The sequence below is a fragment of the Apibacter muscae genome (assembly GCF_007845635.1).
Taxonomy (GTDB): Bacteria; Bacteroidota; Bacteroidia; order Flavobacteriales; family Weeksellaceae; genus Apibacter; species Apibacter muscae.
This window is the reverse complement of sequence record NZ_SELG01000029.1, coordinates 24,110-42,976: the sequence shown is the minus strand read 5'-3', so window position 1 is coordinate 42,976 and position 18,867 is coordinate 24,110. Positions and strand designations below refer to the sequence as shown.

General features: G+C 30.0%; 9 protein-coding genes and 1 tRNA gene. 8 read left to right on the top strand and 2 right to left on the bottom strand.

What is annotated here, in order from left to right:
* Positions 1-226 precede the first annotated feature (226 nt).
* A complete protein-coding gene (locus ETU08_RS02305) occupies positions 227-10,564 on the top strand; it encodes a non-ribosomal peptide synthetase (RefSeq protein ID WP_146261398.1) in 10,338 nt (3,445 codons plus the stop codon).
* 53 nt (positions 10,565-10,617) lie between these two features.
* Here the strand turns inward: ETU08_RS02305 and ETU08_RS02300 are convergent, their stop codons facing one another.
* On the bottom strand, positions 10,618-11,265 hold the full coding sequence (locus tag ETU08_RS02300) for a 4'-phosphopantetheinyl transferase family protein (RefSeq protein WP_146261397.1): 648 nt from the start codon (positions 11,263-11,265) through the stop codon (positions 10,618-10,620).
* A 242-nt stretch (positions 11,266-11,507) separates the two neighbouring features.
* Between ETU08_RS02300 and ETU08_RS02295 the strand changes: the two genes are divergently transcribed.
* The 7 genes from ETU08_RS02295 to ETU08_RS02265 all read left to right on the top strand — a co-directional run bounded on the left by ETU08_RS02295 (position 11,508) and on the right by ETU08_RS02265 (position 18,344).
* Positions 11,508-12,752, top strand: coding sequence for an L-lactate MFS transporter (locus ETU08_RS02295; protein WP_146261396.1), 1,245 nt, complete (start codon positions 11,508-11,510; stop codon positions 12,750-12,752).
* A 111-nt stretch (positions 12,753-12,863) separates the two neighbouring features.
* The gene (locus ETU08_RS02290) at positions 12,864-13,202 is read left to right on the top strand and encodes a HopJ type III effector protein (RefSeq protein WP_146261395.1); all 339 of its coding nucleotides are present in this window, start codon (positions 12,864-12,866) and stop codon (positions 13,200-13,202) included.
* A 469-nt stretch (positions 13,203-13,671) separates the two neighbouring features.
* Positions 13,672-14,424 carry a contractile injection system protein, VgrG/Pvc8 family gene (locus ETU08_RS02285; RefSeq protein ID WP_185145259.1) on the top strand — a complete coding sequence of 251 codons (753 nt, stop codon included), beginning with the start codon at positions 13,672-13,674 and terminating at the stop codon, positions 14,422-14,424.
* Positions 14,425-14,725: 301 nt separating this feature from the next.
* Entirely contained in the window at positions 14,726-15,829 is a 1,104-nt protein-coding gene (locus tag ETU08_RS02280; RefSeq protein WP_146261393.1) for a phage baseplate assembly protein V, read from the top strand.
* Positions 15,829-16,908 carry a hypothetical protein gene (locus ETU08_RS02275; protein WP_146261392.1) on the top strand — a complete coding sequence of 360 codons (1,080 nt, stop codon included), beginning with the start codon at positions 15,829-15,831 and terminating at the stop codon, positions 16,906-16,908. The genes ETU08_RS02280 and ETU08_RS02275 overlap by 1 nt, the downstream gene beginning before the upstream one ends.
* Positions 16,909-17,404: 496 nt before the next feature.
* Entirely contained in the window at positions 17,405-17,980 is a 576-nt protein-coding gene (locus ETU08_RS02270) for a hypothetical protein (protein WP_146261391.1), read from the top strand.
* Positions 17,981-17,993: 13 nt separating this feature from the next.
* A complete protein-coding gene (locus tag ETU08_RS02265; protein WP_146261390.1) occupies positions 17,994-18,344 on the top strand; it encodes a DUF4280 domain-containing protein in 351 nt (116 codons plus the stop codon).
* 434 nt (positions 18,345-18,778) lie between these two features.
* Here the strand turns inward: ETU08_RS02265 and ETU08_RS02260 are convergent.
* Positions 18,779-18,863: transfer RNA gene (locus ETU08_RS02260), tRNA-Leu, on the bottom strand.
* Between the last annotated feature and the right edge of the window lie 4 nt (positions 18,864-18,867).

Genomic DNA, 18,867 nt, shown 5'->3' with positions numbered 1-18,867 from the left:
ATAAATAATATATTTATATCATTATTATATAATTTTATTTAAATTTGCTCATCAAAAAAAACTAATTATAATTAATTATTCTAATATATAAGTATTTATACTTATTAAATCCCAACCATCTTACTATAGATTAAAGTAATATCAAGCACTCATATTATGCTTTATGATAAAGATATATGTGTTCAGGATTTGGTATGCACAATTAATAACCTTTTAATAATTACTTATGACAGAAAAATCAAGAGTAAAACTAACTCCTTTTCAAAGTCTATTCTACTATGAATGGCTAAAGAATCCATTGCGGAACGATTATAATATGGTAATGGATAGTTTTGTAAACGGTGATCTATGCGTTAAAAAGTGCGAAGCTGCATTTTTAAAATTAGTGAATGAGCACTTTGTTTTTTTTCATAATCCTAGGGTTTATGAAGGAACTTTTTATTGGAAGTTAAGAAACAAAGCTAAAAAAGTAATAGATTATTTTCCTGCTAAATTAACGGAAGATGAAATCTACAATTATATTTCTAAACCTTTTAATCTTGAAAAAGATCTGCAACTTCGATTAGGTATTGTAAAGCTAGAAAAAAGTAAATACAGGATACTTTTAGTAATATCCCATTTAGTTATTGATGGTATTACAACCAACCAGATTTATGAAAAATGGGCAGCCATTTATAACGGTATAGGATATACAACCTTTTCATTTGAAAAACAAATGGAAATGCACAATCAATTAAACGAATATTTTGATTCAATTTTAATTAAAAATAAAGAGGAAATCCATGGGTTTTGGAAAAAACATTTAGAGAACCTTACCGGAATTGATTTAAATTTTTTAAAAAATAATCTTTCAAGTCAAAAAAGCCCCAAACGTTTAGTTAGTGAAATTGTATTTACCTATGATGGAACTATATATAATCAATTAAACAGTTTAAAGCATCTTTATAAGATAACCCCATATGTGTTTGGACAACTAGTTTTAGCAATTTTATTGCATAAAGTATCAGGAGCAGATAATATCCCTATTAGTTACCCCATTGCTATTCTAGAAGGGACTGATTTTATTTACGGGGCTCATGTAAATACTATGATTGTAGATTACAGGTTTCATGAAAAAACAACTTTAGAAGAAACCATCCAGAATGTATTACAATTTTTTAAAGATCTAAAAACTTCAAAAGCAAAATATTTACCAACCTCACAAATCGTTCAATATGCAGAAAATTCAAATATACTAGATATAGGTTTTGCTCAAACATTTTTACGAGATTTTGAGCCAAATTTAGATGGAATTACGTTTGAAGAAATAAACCATGAATACCAAATTGATCTAGTTAATCAATTGTTATTTGAACAAGAATTACACAATAAAAATATTAATTATAGAGTAAAGTATGATAAAGATTTATTAGATGAAAATTTAGTAAAAAATTTTATTCAACTATATCAAAAGTTGTTTTTAGAAATATTAAACGATTTAATTAGTGAGAATAAAAATAGAGAAATCACTACTTACAAATTACTAAACGAAAAAGAACCAGAATATTTTAAAATAGTAAATAAATGGAACCAAACGTATGTTCATAAAAATACTGCTCCTACAATTCATGAAATATTTGAAAAAAAAGTAAAGCAGAATCCTCTCAACAAAGCACTTATTTTTCAAGATGTAGAATATACTTATAGTGAATTAAATGAAAGAGCAAATAAATATGCAAAGTATTTAAAGGAAAAATATCAAATTAGAAAAGGAGATATAATAGTACTTGTTCTTGATCGTAATGAACATATTATAACTACTATTTTATCTATGTTAAAATTGGGTGCAATTTATGTGCCTTTAGATCCACTCTTGCCTGATTCAAGAATTGAATATGTAGTTAAGGATACACATTCAAAGCTAATTATTACAAATAAAAATTATTTTGAAAGAATTTTTAAAATTATATCCGAAGTTGAAATTATTGATAAAGAAGAGTTATGGGATAAAACATTAATTCATTATTCAAGTGATAACTTAGTGAATTTAACGAATCCAGAAGACATCGCTTACATCATTTACACAAGTGGAACTACGGGTAATCCAAAAGGAGTTATGGTTATGCATAAAAATGTAACCAATTTAGTTTTCAATGCGGATTATGTATCAATTGATAATACAGATAGAATACTAAGTTTGTCAAATTATCAATTTGATGGATCTGTATATGATTTTTTCACTGCTTTATTGCATGGTATTCCTTTAGTATTAGCAGATAAAGAAGATTTAATAAATTCAGCACTTTTAAATAAAAAAATTAAAAAGTATAAAATTACCAATGTTCTAATAACTACAGCTTTATTCAATATGCTAGTTGATGAAGATTTGTCTGGTTTTAGAAATTTAAAATATATTCTTATTGGAGGAGAAGCAGCCTCTGTAGTTCATGTTTCTAAATTTGTAAAAAAGTATCAGAATGTTACACTAATTAATGCCTATGGACCTACAGAGACCACTACTTTTTCTACTTGTTTTTTGATCAATCCTCAAAAAATATACAATATTATTCCCATTGGGAAACCCATACCTAATGTTACTAATTATATTTTAGATAAAGAAAGAAATCCTGTTCCAGTGGGAGTTGTAGGGGAGCTTTATATTGGAGGTGATGGAGTGTCTAAAGGATATTTGAATAATTTACCATTAACATCAGAACGATTTATTATTAATCCCTTTCAAACTGAGAAAGAAAAAGAATTAAATTACAATTCTACCATTTATAAGACTGGAGATTTAGTAAGATATCTTCCAGATGGTAACATTGAATATATAGGAAGAAATGACTTTCAAGTAAAAATAAGAGGATTGCGCATTGAATTAGGCGAGATAGAATCGGCGTTTAATTCTATAGAAGGCATAAAAAATTCTATTGCTTTAGTGAAGGACAACGGTGAAGGAGCAAAGTATATTGTTTGTTACTATTCTTCTAGCCATGAAATGGGTGAAAATTTATTAAGAAACGATTTAGGTAATAAACTACCGGATTACATGATTCCTTCTGTCATAGTTCCATTAAAAGGTTTTGCTTTAACCGTGAATGGGAAAATAGACAGAAATCAATTACAAGAACCTACATTTACGATTAAACAAAATTATGAAGCTCCTGAAAATGAGGTTGAGAATAAAATTTTGGGAATATTTTCGAGTATTTTAAATATAGATTCTTCCAACATAGGTGTGAATGATGAGTTTTATAAATTAGGAGGTAATAGTATACAGATCATTAAACTATCTGCGCAAATAAATAATAACTTTCAAATAAAAGTTCCAGTATCCGAATTATTTGACCACTTAACAATTAAGAAATTAGCAAATTATTTATACAAATATAAAGGATATAAAGATATTAATATCCAAAAATATTATTTTAAAAATGTAGAAGATCAATGTTTGTCATTTGCGCAACAACGTTTATGGTTCATAGATTATTTCGAAGAAGGAACCTATGCATACAATATTCCCCTCTTGTTTAAATTAAAAGAACAGGTAAATATAGACTTACTTAAACAGTCCATTACTAAAATTATAGATAGACATGAAGTCTTGCGGAGTTTAATTAAAACAGATCAATGGGGCAATGGCTATCAATACGTTAAAGATTTAAAAGATCGACCCCTAATAATTAACACAACAAATTTCAAAAGTCAAGAAGAACTAGATGAATTAATGTCTAAGGATGTTTGGCATATATTCAAATTAGAAGAAGAATATCCGATTAAAGTACAAATTTTTCAAAATGAAAGGGATCTTTATTTAAGCGTAGTGGTACATCATATAGCTTTTGATGGTTGGTCTACAGACATATTTATAAAAGAATTGATATACAACTATGAATATTTCAAATTAATAAAATCTGAAAATCCAATTCATGCAGAAAAGTATTTGTTACCAGATCTTAAAGTTCAATACAAAGATTACGCAATCTTTCAAAGAAACTATTTAAAACAAGAACTCTATAATAAACAATATGCTTTTTGGAAAAAACAATTGCAAGGCTACGAGAGGTTGAATTTATCAACAGATCATAAACGCCCATTAAAGATGGACTATAAAGGAGAAGATATAGAATTTCATCTGGATGAATTTACAAGCAAGAGATTGGTTAGTTTAGCTAAAGAAATGAATATTAGTTTGTACAATTTACTATTAAGTGGATATTATTTATTACTATCGGCTTATAGCAATCAAGACGATATTCTAATAGGCTCCCCGGTCGCTGGTAGAAATCATTCACAGATTGTAGATAATATTGGTTTCTTTGTAAATTTACTTGTTTTAAGACAAATCATTAATGATCAACAATCCCTCTATAATTTTATTTTAGAAGTATCCAGAAACTCAACAGAAGCACAGAATAATCAAGATTTACCGTTTGATCATTTGGTGGATGCATTTGGAGGAGAAAAAGATCGATCTAGGAATCCAATAGTTCAAGTGGTATTTGGCGTTCAGGCCTTTGCTAAAGAAGTTGAGGATAAGGAAAAAAATATCTTAGAATTTTACCAAGGAAGTTTTTCGCGAAATTTTAATATAGCCAAATTTGATATTATGACTATGTTGGATGATTCAGGAGATTCCATTAAAGGGGTTTTTAATTACGCAACTAGCCTTTTTAACAAGGCAACCATAGAAAATTATATATCAACATATATAACTATCTTAAAACAATTTGCGGATTTAGGTTTGCAAGAGATTAAAAATAAAAAAATTGAGAATATTAAATACCTAAATAAAACACAATTTGATAAAATCATCTACACATTTAATCATACCAAGCAGATTTACGATTCTAACAAAACCCTTGTTCAATTGTTTGAAGAACAAGTACTAAAGAATCCAGACAAAGTTGCTATTATATTTGAAAATAAGAATTTTACCTATACAGAGATTAATCAAAAAGCCAATCAATTCGCTAATTTTTTAATAAGTAAATATAAAATAAAGATAGGCGATAGAATCTCTATGTATTTAAATAAGTCCGAAAAACAAATTTACACAATCCTTGGGATCCTAAAAACTGGGTCTGCATATGTACCTATGGAGCCTGTAATGGCTGAGGAACGATTGAGCTACATAGTCGATAATATAAAAGCAAAATTAGTTATTACCGAAAAGGCTTATAAAAGCAACTTAGAAAAATTAATAAATAATCCTGCTCAATCAATTCTTGTTATTGACGATCATTCCTATGAACAAGAAATAAATATAAGCAACCCAGTCCAAAATTTAGATTTGAATATTTCATCTGAAGAAATTGCCTATATCATATATACAAGTGGAACAACTGGAAGTCCAAAAGGCGTAAAAATAAAACATAAAAACACCAATAATTTAGTAAGCAATGCTAAATTACTATCAATGAATGAAACGGATATAGTTTTGAGTCTATCCAGTTATCAGTTTGATGCTTCTATTTATGATTATTTTTTAACACTTCTATCCGGTGCTACAGTAGTTTTAACATCCAAAGAAATATTTTTAAATCTTGAAAAATTAGATGAATTAATTGCTAAATATACAATAACTAATATTTTTGTAACGACATCCTTGTTCAATGTCCTAGTTGATGAAGGGATTAAAAACTTAGATTCTGTGAAATGTATAGTTTTTGGAGGTGAATCTGCCTCTTATACTCATATATCAAGAATGCAAAAATCTTTTCCAAAAATTAAGCTAATTAATGGATACGGACCAACAGAAACGACAACATTCGCAACTATAAATACTATAGATACCCTTTTAGAAGATAATACCCCTTCTGTTTATATTGGAAAACCATTAAATAATTATACCACTTATATTTTAAATAAAAATTTAAAACCTTTACCTTTAGGTTCTATCGGAGAATTATATATTGGGGGAGATGGAGTTAGTGATGGATATTTAAACAATTTAAACCTTACAAAAGAAAAATTTTTAAACAATCCCTTTCAGACAGAAGAAGAAAAAAAAGAAAATTATAATCAAATTATTTATAAAACCGGAGATTTAGCAAAATATTTACAGGATGGACAGATTGAGTATATAGGCAGAAACGATTTCCAAGTTAAAATTAGAGGTTATCGCATTGAGTTAGGCGAAATTGAAACTACCATATGTAAATATCCAAAGATCAAAAAGGCAACAGTAGTAGTAAACCAAACTTCCTCGGAAATTAAAAGCTTAGTTGCATATTATGAAGCCGATAAAGAAGTGAAGGAAGATGAATTAAAAGATTTTTTAAGCAAATCTCTTCCAGATTATATGATTCCTAATCATTTTATACATTTATCAGCATTTCCCACTAATTCCAATGGTAAGCTTGATAGAAAAGCCTTGCCAGAAATAACTAAAATTAATCAAACCACGTGTATTAAACCCCATACAGACAATGAAAGAAAACTAATAAAAATTTATAGTGAAATTTTAAATTTAAATAGTACAGAAATTAGTACAGAGGATGACTTTTTTAGTCTTGGAGGGAGTAGCATATTGGCAATTAAGGTAATGAACGCAATTAAAAAAGAATGTAATGTAAGCATTGATGTTGCATCTATTTTTACCAATAGAACCATAAAAAAATTAGCTCAAAAAATCAATGAAGGACAAAATACTTTTACCCAAGTAAAAAAGATTACGGTAGATCATCCCGAAGATCAATTATTATCATTTGCTCAAGAACGTTTATGGTTTATAGAATCTTATGCCGGAGGAAGTGATGCTTATAATATACCCTTAATTTTAAAATTCAAAAATGAAGTCAATTATAAAATTGTAGAAAAAGCATTTATACGGCTGTTATATAGACATGAAGTATTACGAACATTGATTAAGACGACTCATGAGGGTATTGCTTATCAACAAGTGATCAAAGACTTACCTCAACCTTTTATTATTAAAAAGGCAACGGTTGATTCTAAAATGGAATTACATAAGTTAATACAAACCGATATTCATAAAAAATTTAAATTAGAAAAGGAATTTCCATTTACAGTTGGCTTATATACATTAGACAATGAGTTATATCTTTCTTTGGTAGTTCATCATATAACCTCAGACGGGTGGTCTCTAGATGTCTTTATGAGAGACTTGATGAACAATTATTTATTTGAAGAAAAAAATCAAAATTCTTTAGAATTAAAGAATGATAAACCATTGACAAACCAAGAAAACTTGTTACAATATAAAGATTATGCATTATGGCAAAGACAATTTTTACAAGGAGATGAACTTAAAAAGCAATTGGATTATTGGAAAAAGCATTTAGAAAATTATGAGACATTAAACCTACCAACTGATAGAATCAGACCATCTCTAATTGACTATAAAGGCGCTTATGTAAATTTCAGTTTAGAAGCAGAACTAAGTAATTCTTTACGTTTAAAAGCTAAAGAACTAAAGGTGAGTCTATATAGTTTACTTTTAAGCGGATATTATTTAATGCTATCTGCCTTTAGTAATCAAGAAGATATAGTAGTAGGAACCCCTGTAGCCGGCAGGCATTATGAAGGAATAAAAGATTTAATAGGTCTCTTTGTAAATACATTAGTTCTTAGGCAAAAAATAAATGCCAGCCAAAGTATCGCTTGTTTTATAAGTGAGGTGGGTGAAAACGTGAATAACGCATTAATGCATCAAGATTTGCCATTTGAAAAGTTAGTTGACGAATTAAAACTTGAGAAAGATTCCTCTAGAAATCCTATTTTTCAAGTCATGTTTGGAGTACAATCATTTGGAAAAGATCAAAGAGAAGAATACGAAAATATTTTTACCCTTTACGAAGATTTAGAAGGTTTGGGTTATTCACCGGCAAAGTTTGATCTTACTACCATGTTAGACGATTCCGAAGATAAAATATCAGGGATATTTAACTATGCGGTTAGTTTGTTTGATAAAGATACGATACAAAACTACATCCATGTTTATCTTAAAATTTTAGAGCAAATAGCAACAGTTTCAATAGAAACTAAAAAGCTAAACCAGATCTCTTATATAAACGATGATGAGCAATATAAAATTATAAATCAATGGAACCACACTTATGCAGATTTTCCATTAGAAAAAACCATGCATCAGAAGTTTGAAGAACAAGTAACCCGAACGCCCGATCAATGTGCGGTAAAGTATAATAATGAGGAGCTAAGTTATAAAGAGTTAAATGAAAAAGCCAATGCATTCGCACAATTTTTAATTACCACTTATAAGATTAAACCAGACGAGCTGATCCCTATATGTATGAGCCGATCAACAAATTTAATGGTTGCTTTGTTAGGGATTTTAAAATCAGGAGCAGCTTATGTTCCCATTGATCCAAAGGCTCCACAAGATCGAATATCCTACATATTGAATGATACTAAACCTAAATTAGTTGTAACCGATGATGGAACCAAAATAGAAAAAATTCAGACAACATCCTTAGATATTATAACTCTAAACTTCGAATTTATCTATCAATTGAAATCCACCTATTCTGTTTTAAATCCAGAAGTTGAAATAACCTCTAAGCATTTAGCTTATGTCATTTATACAAGTGGTACAACTGGAAATCCCAAGGGGGTAATGGTAGAACATAAAGGAGTTATTAATCGGATGGAATGGATGCAAAATTATCATCCAATTTTACCGTCCGATATAGTTCTTCAAAAAACGAACTATACTTTTGATGTATCTGTTTGGGAGCTATTTGGAGCCAATTGGTATGGAGCAACCCTAATTCTTGCAGATTCAGAAGAATATAAAGACAATTTATATCTCATTGAACTTATAAGAAAAGAAAAAATTACGATGATTCATTTTGTTCCATCCATGTTAGCCTCATTCGTAGAAACATTAAACAACTATCCAGATAAACAGAGCCATGTATATACACTTCAAACTTTATATTGTAGTGGAGAAGCATTGGGATTAGAGGAAGTAAAACAATTCCAAAAGTTAGTTCCCCAGTGCAATATTTACAATTTATACGGGCCCACAGAAACTACAATTGAAGTTTTATATTATGAATGTAATACAAAAAACCTCTCTAAAGTTTTAATAGGAAAACCCATAGCCAATACCTCAGTTTATGTCTTAGATAAACATTTAAGACCTTTGCCGGTAGGGGCAATAGGAGAGCTATGTATAGGAGGGGTTCATGTAACAAGAGGGTATTTAAACCAAGAAGAATTAACCAAAGAAAAATTTTTAGATAATCCATTTCATAATTTTCAGATCACCGAACACTATGAAAATAAACGAATTTATAAATCTGGAGATTTAGTTAAATATCATAAAGATGGAAATCTGGAATACCTAGGGCGCAATGACTTTCAAGTTAAAATTAGAGGTTTTAGAATTGAATTGGGTGAGATTGAAGCAAGTATGTTAACACATCCGCAGATAAGCCAAGCAGTAGTTGTTGCTAAAGAACATGATTCAGGAGAAAAGTACCTAGCCGGTTACTATGTTTCTGAGATGCCTATCGAACAAAGTGAATTATCAAAGCATCTGCTTAACAATTTGCCAGATTATATGGTTCCAAGTATTTTTATTCATATGTTTGAATTTCCTTTATCTACAAGTGGAAAGTTAGATCGAAAACAATTGCCTAGTCCCAAATTTACAGGGGATAAAACGTATATTGCACCTAAAACAGAGGAAGAAAAGAAATTATGTGCACTTTTTGCGGAGATTTTAAAGATAGACATTAAAGAAATAAGCGTTGAAGATAGCTTTTATAGATTAGGAGGAAGTAGCATAAAAGCTACCCAACTCACTCATAAAATAAATAATTTATTTGGATCTAAAATTAAATTAATAGATTTATTAAAAGCTCCTTCTATACGGGAATTAGCCTTGCTAGTTCAAGACATTAAACTATACTGCCCAATAGTAGAATTGAACAATAGCCAGAATAAGCCCTTGTTTATGATCCATCCAGGAGTGGGAGGTTGTGAAGTATACGAATCCTTAGCTACTAAACTAAACCCTTATTATCATTGTTATGGAATTGATTCGTTTAACTTATACAACGTAAATAAAATTCTAGAATTGTCAAAATTGGCAGAATATTATTTACTATCCATGGATGAAATACAAAAATCTAAAACATCTTATAATCTTTTAGGTTGGTCTTTGGGTGGACAAATAGCTTTAGAAATAGCTGTACAACTTGAAAGAAGAGGGGTTAAAGATATTAAAGTCTATTTGCTTGATACATGGATCAATTTTAAACTAAGGCATGGACTTGATCACGCTGTTGATAGGTTTATATCCAGATTTGGAAAAGATATCATGGAGCGAGAAAAAATTTTAGAATTAATGGAGGTCGATAACATCATTCAAAGTCAACCATTGTCCGGTCTATTGCAACATACAAAAGTAATTTTGTTTAAAGCATTAGTACCTATAGAAGGGCTAGAGGATGATCGTATGGTAATTTGTCCATACAATAATATTGAAACCTCAGTTAAAAATTTTGATCAACTACGAGCAGTAAATTTAGAAACCGATCATTTTTCTATTCTTGATAAAGAATTTGATATCATGAATAATATGATTGGTTAGAATTTAGATCTATACTATAACTTACCTTTTCAGATAATGAAAAGGTAAGTTTTTTATTTAAAAGGTATATGTAAAGCCTGATAATTCATGGGTTTAGAAGGATTTTTTATGGCAAACTTACATACGTAATCTTCATGTATGTCAACCATATGTATGGAGTAATTATTTCCATCCATGAAACAATTTTGATTTATAATCTCAAAAGAATTTAAACTTATATTTAAACCTGAACTTTCCGCTTTTAGTACAGCTTCTTTTTCAGTCCAAAGCTCATAAAAATTTTTTAAAGAATTGTTATTTTGGAATATTTGATGCCATTCTGATGAGGTAAAACATTCTTGATAATCCTCTATTTCAATTGGAACAATGGCTTCAACATCAATGCCAACCTCATTCGTAGAATTAATAATGCAAACCGCTAATTCTTTAGAATGACTAATATTAAAAAAGATAGGATTATTTTTTAGGTATGGCTTCTTGTATGGATTGTATATCATATTTTGAACAACAAAACTAGAAGAATAACCGAAATATTTAGCACCATTAATTAGAAGGGCATATCCTAGTAATAATCGTAATGCATCTTCTGTGTTTTTAAAACCATATATTTTGGATTGAATGCCGGTAGGCAAAATCTTAAGGTAAGATAGCAAAGTATTTTCTAAAGATTGATCAGGGATAAAAGAATAAAAAATTTTCAACTGTACTTAAATTTAACCATTCATTGGGATAAAAATACTCATTTCATTGAAATAAAATTTAGGAATACTATTAGTTTTAAAAAGTCCCAATGAAGAAATTCAATTAAAAGAATTGAAACTAAGAAATAATTAAAAACATATTGCAAAAAGCAAAGGCAATAAATAAATTTTATATAAGCTTTAGGATAAATAGATATATTTACAAAAAAATATAAATTACAACGATAGAAACTTAATATTTTATGGGAAATAAAAAATTAAAAAACCGCTGGCTAATGGTGGTTTCAGCAGTAAGTATGCATCTTTCCATAGGTTCAGTATATGCATATTCTGTGATGGTAAAACCCGTTAGTGAAATTTTTAATGTTAATGGCAGTGTAATCAATTGGGCTTTTAAATTAGCAATCTTGCTACTTGGTTTTTCTGCCGCTTTTATGGGAAGATGGGTAGAAAAGGTAGGTCCAAAAAAAAGTGGAACAGTCGCTGGAATTTTTTACGGAGTTGGAATTATAGGTTCAGGTTTAGCCATTTACCTGCATTCCCTACCACTTTTTCTTTTTTGCTATGGGGTTATAGGAGGCATAGGCTTAGGAATTGCTTATATAACACCTGTTAGCACCTTAGTAAAATGGTTTCCAGACAAAAGAGGATTGGCTACCGGCATGGCAATCATGGGATTTGGCTTTTCAGCTTTAATCTTTGGTCCCTTAATGCAAATACTATTTGAAAAAGTAGGAGTAACCTACACCTTTTTTATTTTAGGAGTGGTTTACTTGGCAATGATACTATTAGCGGCAAGTTATATAGAAAGACCTCCAGAAAACTATTTACCCCATGGGTTTAATCCCGGAGAAGGGGCGACCCTTAAAAAAGATTTATCCAATATTGATGCAAAAGCCGCATTAAAAACCGCTAGGTTTTATTATATCTGGATTATGATGTTTATTAATATTACTTGTGGAATTGCTTTAATTGCAGCCGCCAGCCCTATGACACAAGAAAAACTAGGCTATACTCCTTTGCAGGCAGCTGCTTTGGTAGGAGTTATTGGAGTGTTTAATGGTTTGGGTAGAATCATGTGGTCCAGCCTTTCAGATTATTTAGGGAGAGCAAACACCTTTATATTATTTTTCTCCTTTCAAATTTTAGCCTATTACTTTTTACCACAGATTACCATTGAAATAGTATTTTTAGTAATATTATTTACTGTAATAACCATGTATGGAGGCGGTTTTGCTACCTTACCTGCTTTTTTAGGGGATCTATTTGGTACCAAGCAGTTAGGAGCCATTCATGGGATGGTTTTAACTTCATGGGCGTTGGCAGGAGTTGCAGGACCATCCATCTATGATTACGTAAAAGAAACTACAGGATCTTTAACCATTACTTTACAAGTATTTTCAGCAATGTTTATAATTGCCTGGATAATATCATTGTTAATGAAACGTTCAATAAATAAATTAAAAAGAAGTTTAAATAATGCTTAATATTTTAAACCTCTAATTTTAAAAAGTTAAAATAGGTATAATACATTCATCAACATTCACTGTTTCATCCGATCAATAAATAATGAACAGAAATTAAATAATAAAAGCTTTATGATATTAGAACAATTAAAAAATGCACCCGAAAGTATAGAATTTAATGAGGTAATAGCATATATTGATAATCACTACAATTTTACACCAACCTCATTTAAAAATGGTGATATAAACAATGAATCTGGACAAAATAACGGATCCTGCAAAGTATTTAGCTTTGCAAAGTTACATCAAGTCTCCAAAGAGAAAACACTTTTTCTATTCGGGAAATTTTATAGAGAAGATGTACTTAAAAATCCAGAAGGAACCGATCATGCCAATATTCGAAATTTTATGAAATACGGTTGGGAAGGCATGGGCTTCAAAGATCAGGCATTGAAAAAAAAAGTAGCCTAAAATTTAAATTGTATTCAGAAAATATAGATTCATTTTAAAAGCCCCATTATGGGGTTTTTTATTTGCTTATAACAACTGTAATAAAAGTTACTTACTTAAAGATGTAAGGATTTTAAAACTTAGTTTATTTGAACTGCTCTATTTTTTTCTTGAAAAAATAAGTTTTAAAGTGAATGCAGGGTAAATTTTAAGTCATCGCAATTTATCAATAACTATAGTATAAATAATTCACAAGTCATAATTAATTGGAATGGGGATTCTTTTTTGCGAAAGAATAGTGAAATTTTTCGTATTATACCCTATAATTTTAATATTGAAAGTACAGATAGAATTCATAGAAAACCTTGTTTTAAACTTCATATATAAAATAAAAAATAAATATTTTATATTTAATTCATCAAAAAAAGTAAACCATATTTTAATTTTATTATATCTTTACGAGATAAAATTGAATTATTATCAATTATTTATGATGTCAAGAACATACAGTTCCGTGCCCGATGGAAAAGGAAGCATTATAGCCTGTACCATAAAAATAGACGGCAAAGAAGTACTCCACCAAAGCGGAAGCTACCATTTGGAGATGAAACAAAGCATGTGCGAACATTCCACCTTTCGACTGCTTTGCCCCGCCGATGCCTTTGAAACCTCCCGAGACTTTCCCCTCACCAATAGCAAAAACCTATTCGGAAAAAAAATATACATATCTTTTAAACAATTTGGAGAAACTACCTTTATCTTTCAAGGAATTATAACCCAGCTCAATTGGAAAATAGAAGACAACAATCCCCAATTAGAACTTATCGGACAATCTCCCACCATTCTTTTAGAACAAGGAGAACTCTGCAAAAGCTATGAAAACCAAACGCTCGAACAAATAGTCACCCAAACCTGCGAAGGTTTACCCAGAGACATATTTGAACTAAAAGTAAAACCCAAGTATAAAAATAAGATACCCTACAACGTACAATACCAAGAAACCAACTTTCAATATTTACAAAGACTAGCCAAACGATACGGAGAACTCTTATACTGGAATGGAGAGCAGCTCGTTTTTGGAGGATACGGAGGAAGAAAAATTCCAAAACAAGAAGGAGAAGATGCCCAGTACCTCCAATTACAAATGAAAGCCCAACCCCAGAAGTTAAACCTATACGCCTATCAATCCGAATACGATATACTTCATCAACTAGATAGCGATCAGCTACAAAAAAAAGGATAATCAACCATTATCAAGAATTCGCCCTAGAAACCTCAGAAAAGCTCTTTACACAAAAGCCACAGTTATTTTATAATTATCCATTATTAAACCATATCCATTATGACCTGTATGACACATTAGAAAGAAAAAGACAAGCCCAGCAAAACGTGTTTTATGCCCAAGCCAAAACCAACAATCTCAATTTAAGAGTAGGAGATCTAGTAAAGTTATCCGCTTGGACCCCTGACAGCAAAATATTTAAAAACGGAATCTCCCCCCCCTAGAAACCTATACCATACTGGAAATCAACCATCAATACGAAATGGGCAACGGATATACCAATGAATTTATAGCTATGCCCTGCGACCAGTTTATACCCCCGTACTACAATGAAAAAGCCTACCCAAAGGCAGAAAAGCAAAGAGCCCTAGTAACCGATAACAACGACAGCCTAGGCTTAGGAAGAGTAAGAGTACGTTTTGACTGGATGAAACCCGAACAACAAAGCCCATGGCTCAGAATCGTTTTTCCCTATGCCGGAGCAGGAAAAGGACACTATTTCCTGCCCGAAATAGAAGAAGAAGTAATGATAGACTTTGAAAATGACAATATGGAAAAACCATTTGTCATAGGAACCTTATACAATGGCAACCAAAAAAGCAACTATTACAACTCCAAAAACCAATTAAAAGCCCTGCATACCAAACATGGACACGTCCTTGAATTTGATGAAAGAGAAGAAAGCATTGGTATTACCATAAAAGACAAGAACAACAACTATATACACCTAAATACGAAAGAAAATAATCTGGAGATGGAAGCCTTAGAAACGATTCGTATGAAGGCTAAGAACATGGAGATCGATATACAAGAGAGTATAAACACGAAAGCAGGAAAGGATATTAAAACTACCGCAGGAGAAGAGATCTACCAACACAGTGGAAAGAAAACTCTGCTACATAGTAGTCAGAATATGGAAGTAGAAGCCATGAACCACCTAGACCTCTATGGAAAACAAAAACTAATCACCTATACACAAGGGAATGCAGAAATGGGAGCTTTGGGGCAGATGCATGTGCATGGAACAAGTGCTTTATACTCCGCCAAAATCACTTTGGATTATAAGGCTCCGAATATGGGTAGAATATCTGAAGAAGGTGATTTTTTATATAGTAAAGAGGGTGAAATTATAATGGTAAAATGGGTAAATAAGAAAGGAGATAAAATTATAACTGATTTAAGTGAAAATAAAAGAGCTTCAATATGGATTCAAACAAGAAATATAAAGGAAGGAGAAACAATAACTATAAATGTAGAGGAGAAAGATATACAAGGGAATATAAACAATATTGAATATAGTGGGATAATAAATTCAAATGGAGAAGCTTTATTAAGTAGTATTTTTAGTTTTAAAAAAGATTTATAATGGGAGAAAATAAAATATTGAAAGCTACTATTACTAAAGCTACAATAGGTAGTAAATCTAAGCCTCTAAATGAACATTTAGGGAATACAAATTTATATTCTTATATCATAGTTATAGGTTTACAAGCCCATGCTGGAGATTGGAAAAAAAATGCTGTAGCACCTTTCTATGGAGGTTATGTTGGGGAAGGTAGCAAATTAATGTTTGTGCATCAAGCTTTAAGAAGAATGAAACTTAACAATGGAGATATTAAATATGAAGTCTTACTATGTAATAGTATTGTACCTACACATTATTACTCTAAAAATCAAGTAACAAAAATAACTGAAGCTGTAAGAGGTTATGGAGGAATACTTATAGAGGTTAAAAATGCAGATGAAATTATTAATTATATTAATAAAGGAGATATTAAAAAATCAAGTACTAAAAAAAGAAATAATTTTATAAAGCAATTAATATTTTACTCACATGGATTGGTTGGAGAATTAGCTTTAGGAATGCCTCCTCTTGGAAATAGCACAAGCTTATCTATTAAAGAGGAAGAAGTTAATAAGATGAATAAGATTGCATTCTCAAGTGCTTGTAATATTTATAGTTTTGCTTGTAGAACAGGGTTGGGTAATCATAAAGTTGATAAGTCTGTATATATAAATCCGAAAGGAAATAAAAAAGACCCTAATAATAAATATAATTTATTATCCTCTGAAAGTTTAGCTCAAAAATTAGCCGATAAAACAGGAGCTACAGTTTTTGCTTATTTATGTCGTTCTGATTATGCAGAAACATTATTTACAAAGGATGAATTATGCTTTAAGGATTATTATCAAGCTAGAGAGAAAAAAAAGACAAGAGTTGAAAATGCTCGTTGTGGTGATACTTATAAGCATCTACTCAATCAAAATTATAAATTAACTGAGGCTGAAAAAGCAAGAATTAAGGAATGGAAAGAAATAGAATCAAATATGATAATGATTGATAAAGCATGGTTTGACCCCGATGGAGCAAGGCATCCTGTTAAGGGAGGAACTACACCTGAAGGAACTCCTAATGATATGAAAACATATAAACCTAAATACTGATTTAGTATGAATTTATTTTGTAAAGGAGTAGTATATAGTTTATTATTCTTTTTGTTTATTACATATTCTCCTCCTCTTGTTGAAACTATTGATCCTTGCTCTGCTACCCCAAGTTATGAGTATTCTAATACTATATTTATTATTATTTTTTATACTATTTTGTTTTTAATACTAGGTAGTTTTTATACTTCTCATATAGTAAAAAAAAAATATATCCTTTTAATATTAGTATTTTTATTACCTATAATATCTTTCTTTTTTAGTTATATTATAATATCATATCTAATACATTCTGAATTTTTAAGTAACAATAACATAATTAATTACATTAGAACCTATGATGAATGTTATAATAATAAAGAAGTAAAAGAAATTCCGTTAAATATATTATGTTCGATAATTTTATTTATTAGTTCTTATTTAACATTAAAAAAAAGGTGAAATAATGAAAATCATAATTCTTTTATTAACAATATTAATTTTATACAGTTGTAATATGAAAAATCAAATTTGCAAAACAGAAGATAATAGATATGAAATTTGGGGAACTACTCCTTTTGATGTAACTAAAAGGATAGAAGAAGAGGGATGTCGTTGCCTTAGCCACACTCTATTATGGAATCCTAAGCCTAAATTTTTTGATTATAAACAATTAAAAGAGATAAGAGAAAAACTACCAAATTGGTTATCAGAAAATGCATCAGATTTTTCTAAACAAGATAAGGAAGAATTTATACAAGAGTTAGCTAGAATGACTGATGGTGAATTATTACAAAAATTGATCTATCAATATTCTTTTTTTAGAACTAGTCAATATGAAGAAATTTATGTTTTTACATTGAAAATAGCTAATATACAGGCTTACTGTATAAATTATAATGAAGTATACAGTAATTATAATAACAAAGATATTTATCCTGAAGGAGATGAATTTTATGATAGGTTAAAAAAATATTATCCCATAATAGAAAATGAAGCATGGGCTGAAAATGAATTTGGTGATTCAGGAATTATTCCAGTTAATAATAAATCTAATAAACAACCTACTAGTAAATTTTTATTAGAAAATTAATTCAGTAAAAAAAATGCCCCATCCAATTATCCAAGACACCCAATTAGAATGTTCTCAAGGAACCAAGCCAACCCCAATACAGATAACCAGCCAAAGTTTCGTATGTATAGCAGGCAAATTACAAGCCACTGAAGCAGACAAAGAAGCTAACACCAACATTATCCCCTTTGGACTATGCAAACTAAAACCCATCTCAGGAGGCTATTTACCCTGCCAACCTGCCTTAATTAAATGGCAAAATACCTCTGTTTTTACCATAGACGGAAAACAAGAACTAACCACCGATTCTTTTTGTATGTGTTCCACAGGAGGAAAAGTAACACCCAAAACAGATATAAACAGTAGTTTTGAAAATATACAATAGTTAACTAGCCCAAAATCTAAATACTTCAAGGTATTAAATTAGGACTAATAACATAATATTTTAAGGATGGAGAATCAATAAATTGGGTGTAGCACTCAAAAATTTGTATCTATTCAATTAGTTGTAAAACAATGATAGAAAGATATTTTCAAGGTTAAACCTTTGGGTTATTGAAAATATTTGTTAAAAAACATATAATAACCTAAAAAAATATATATACAAAAAACAATTGTATATTACTCTATTTGCTTATTTCTATGCAGTGGAGTATATGAAAATCAAGTAGTTGAGGCGATATATGTATAAAAATTTCCTTTGGGATTAAAAAAAAATGAATTAGAATTTTAAATTTTTTAAAAGGCAATTATACTCATTTTATTTTTGAGAATGAATAAAAAAATCGCTAATCAATTTGGATTGATTAGCGATTTGCTTGGTACGGATGAAGGGAATCGAACCCCCACGCCTCACGGCACTAGATCCTAAGTCTAGCGTGTCTACCAGTTCCACCACATCCGCATTT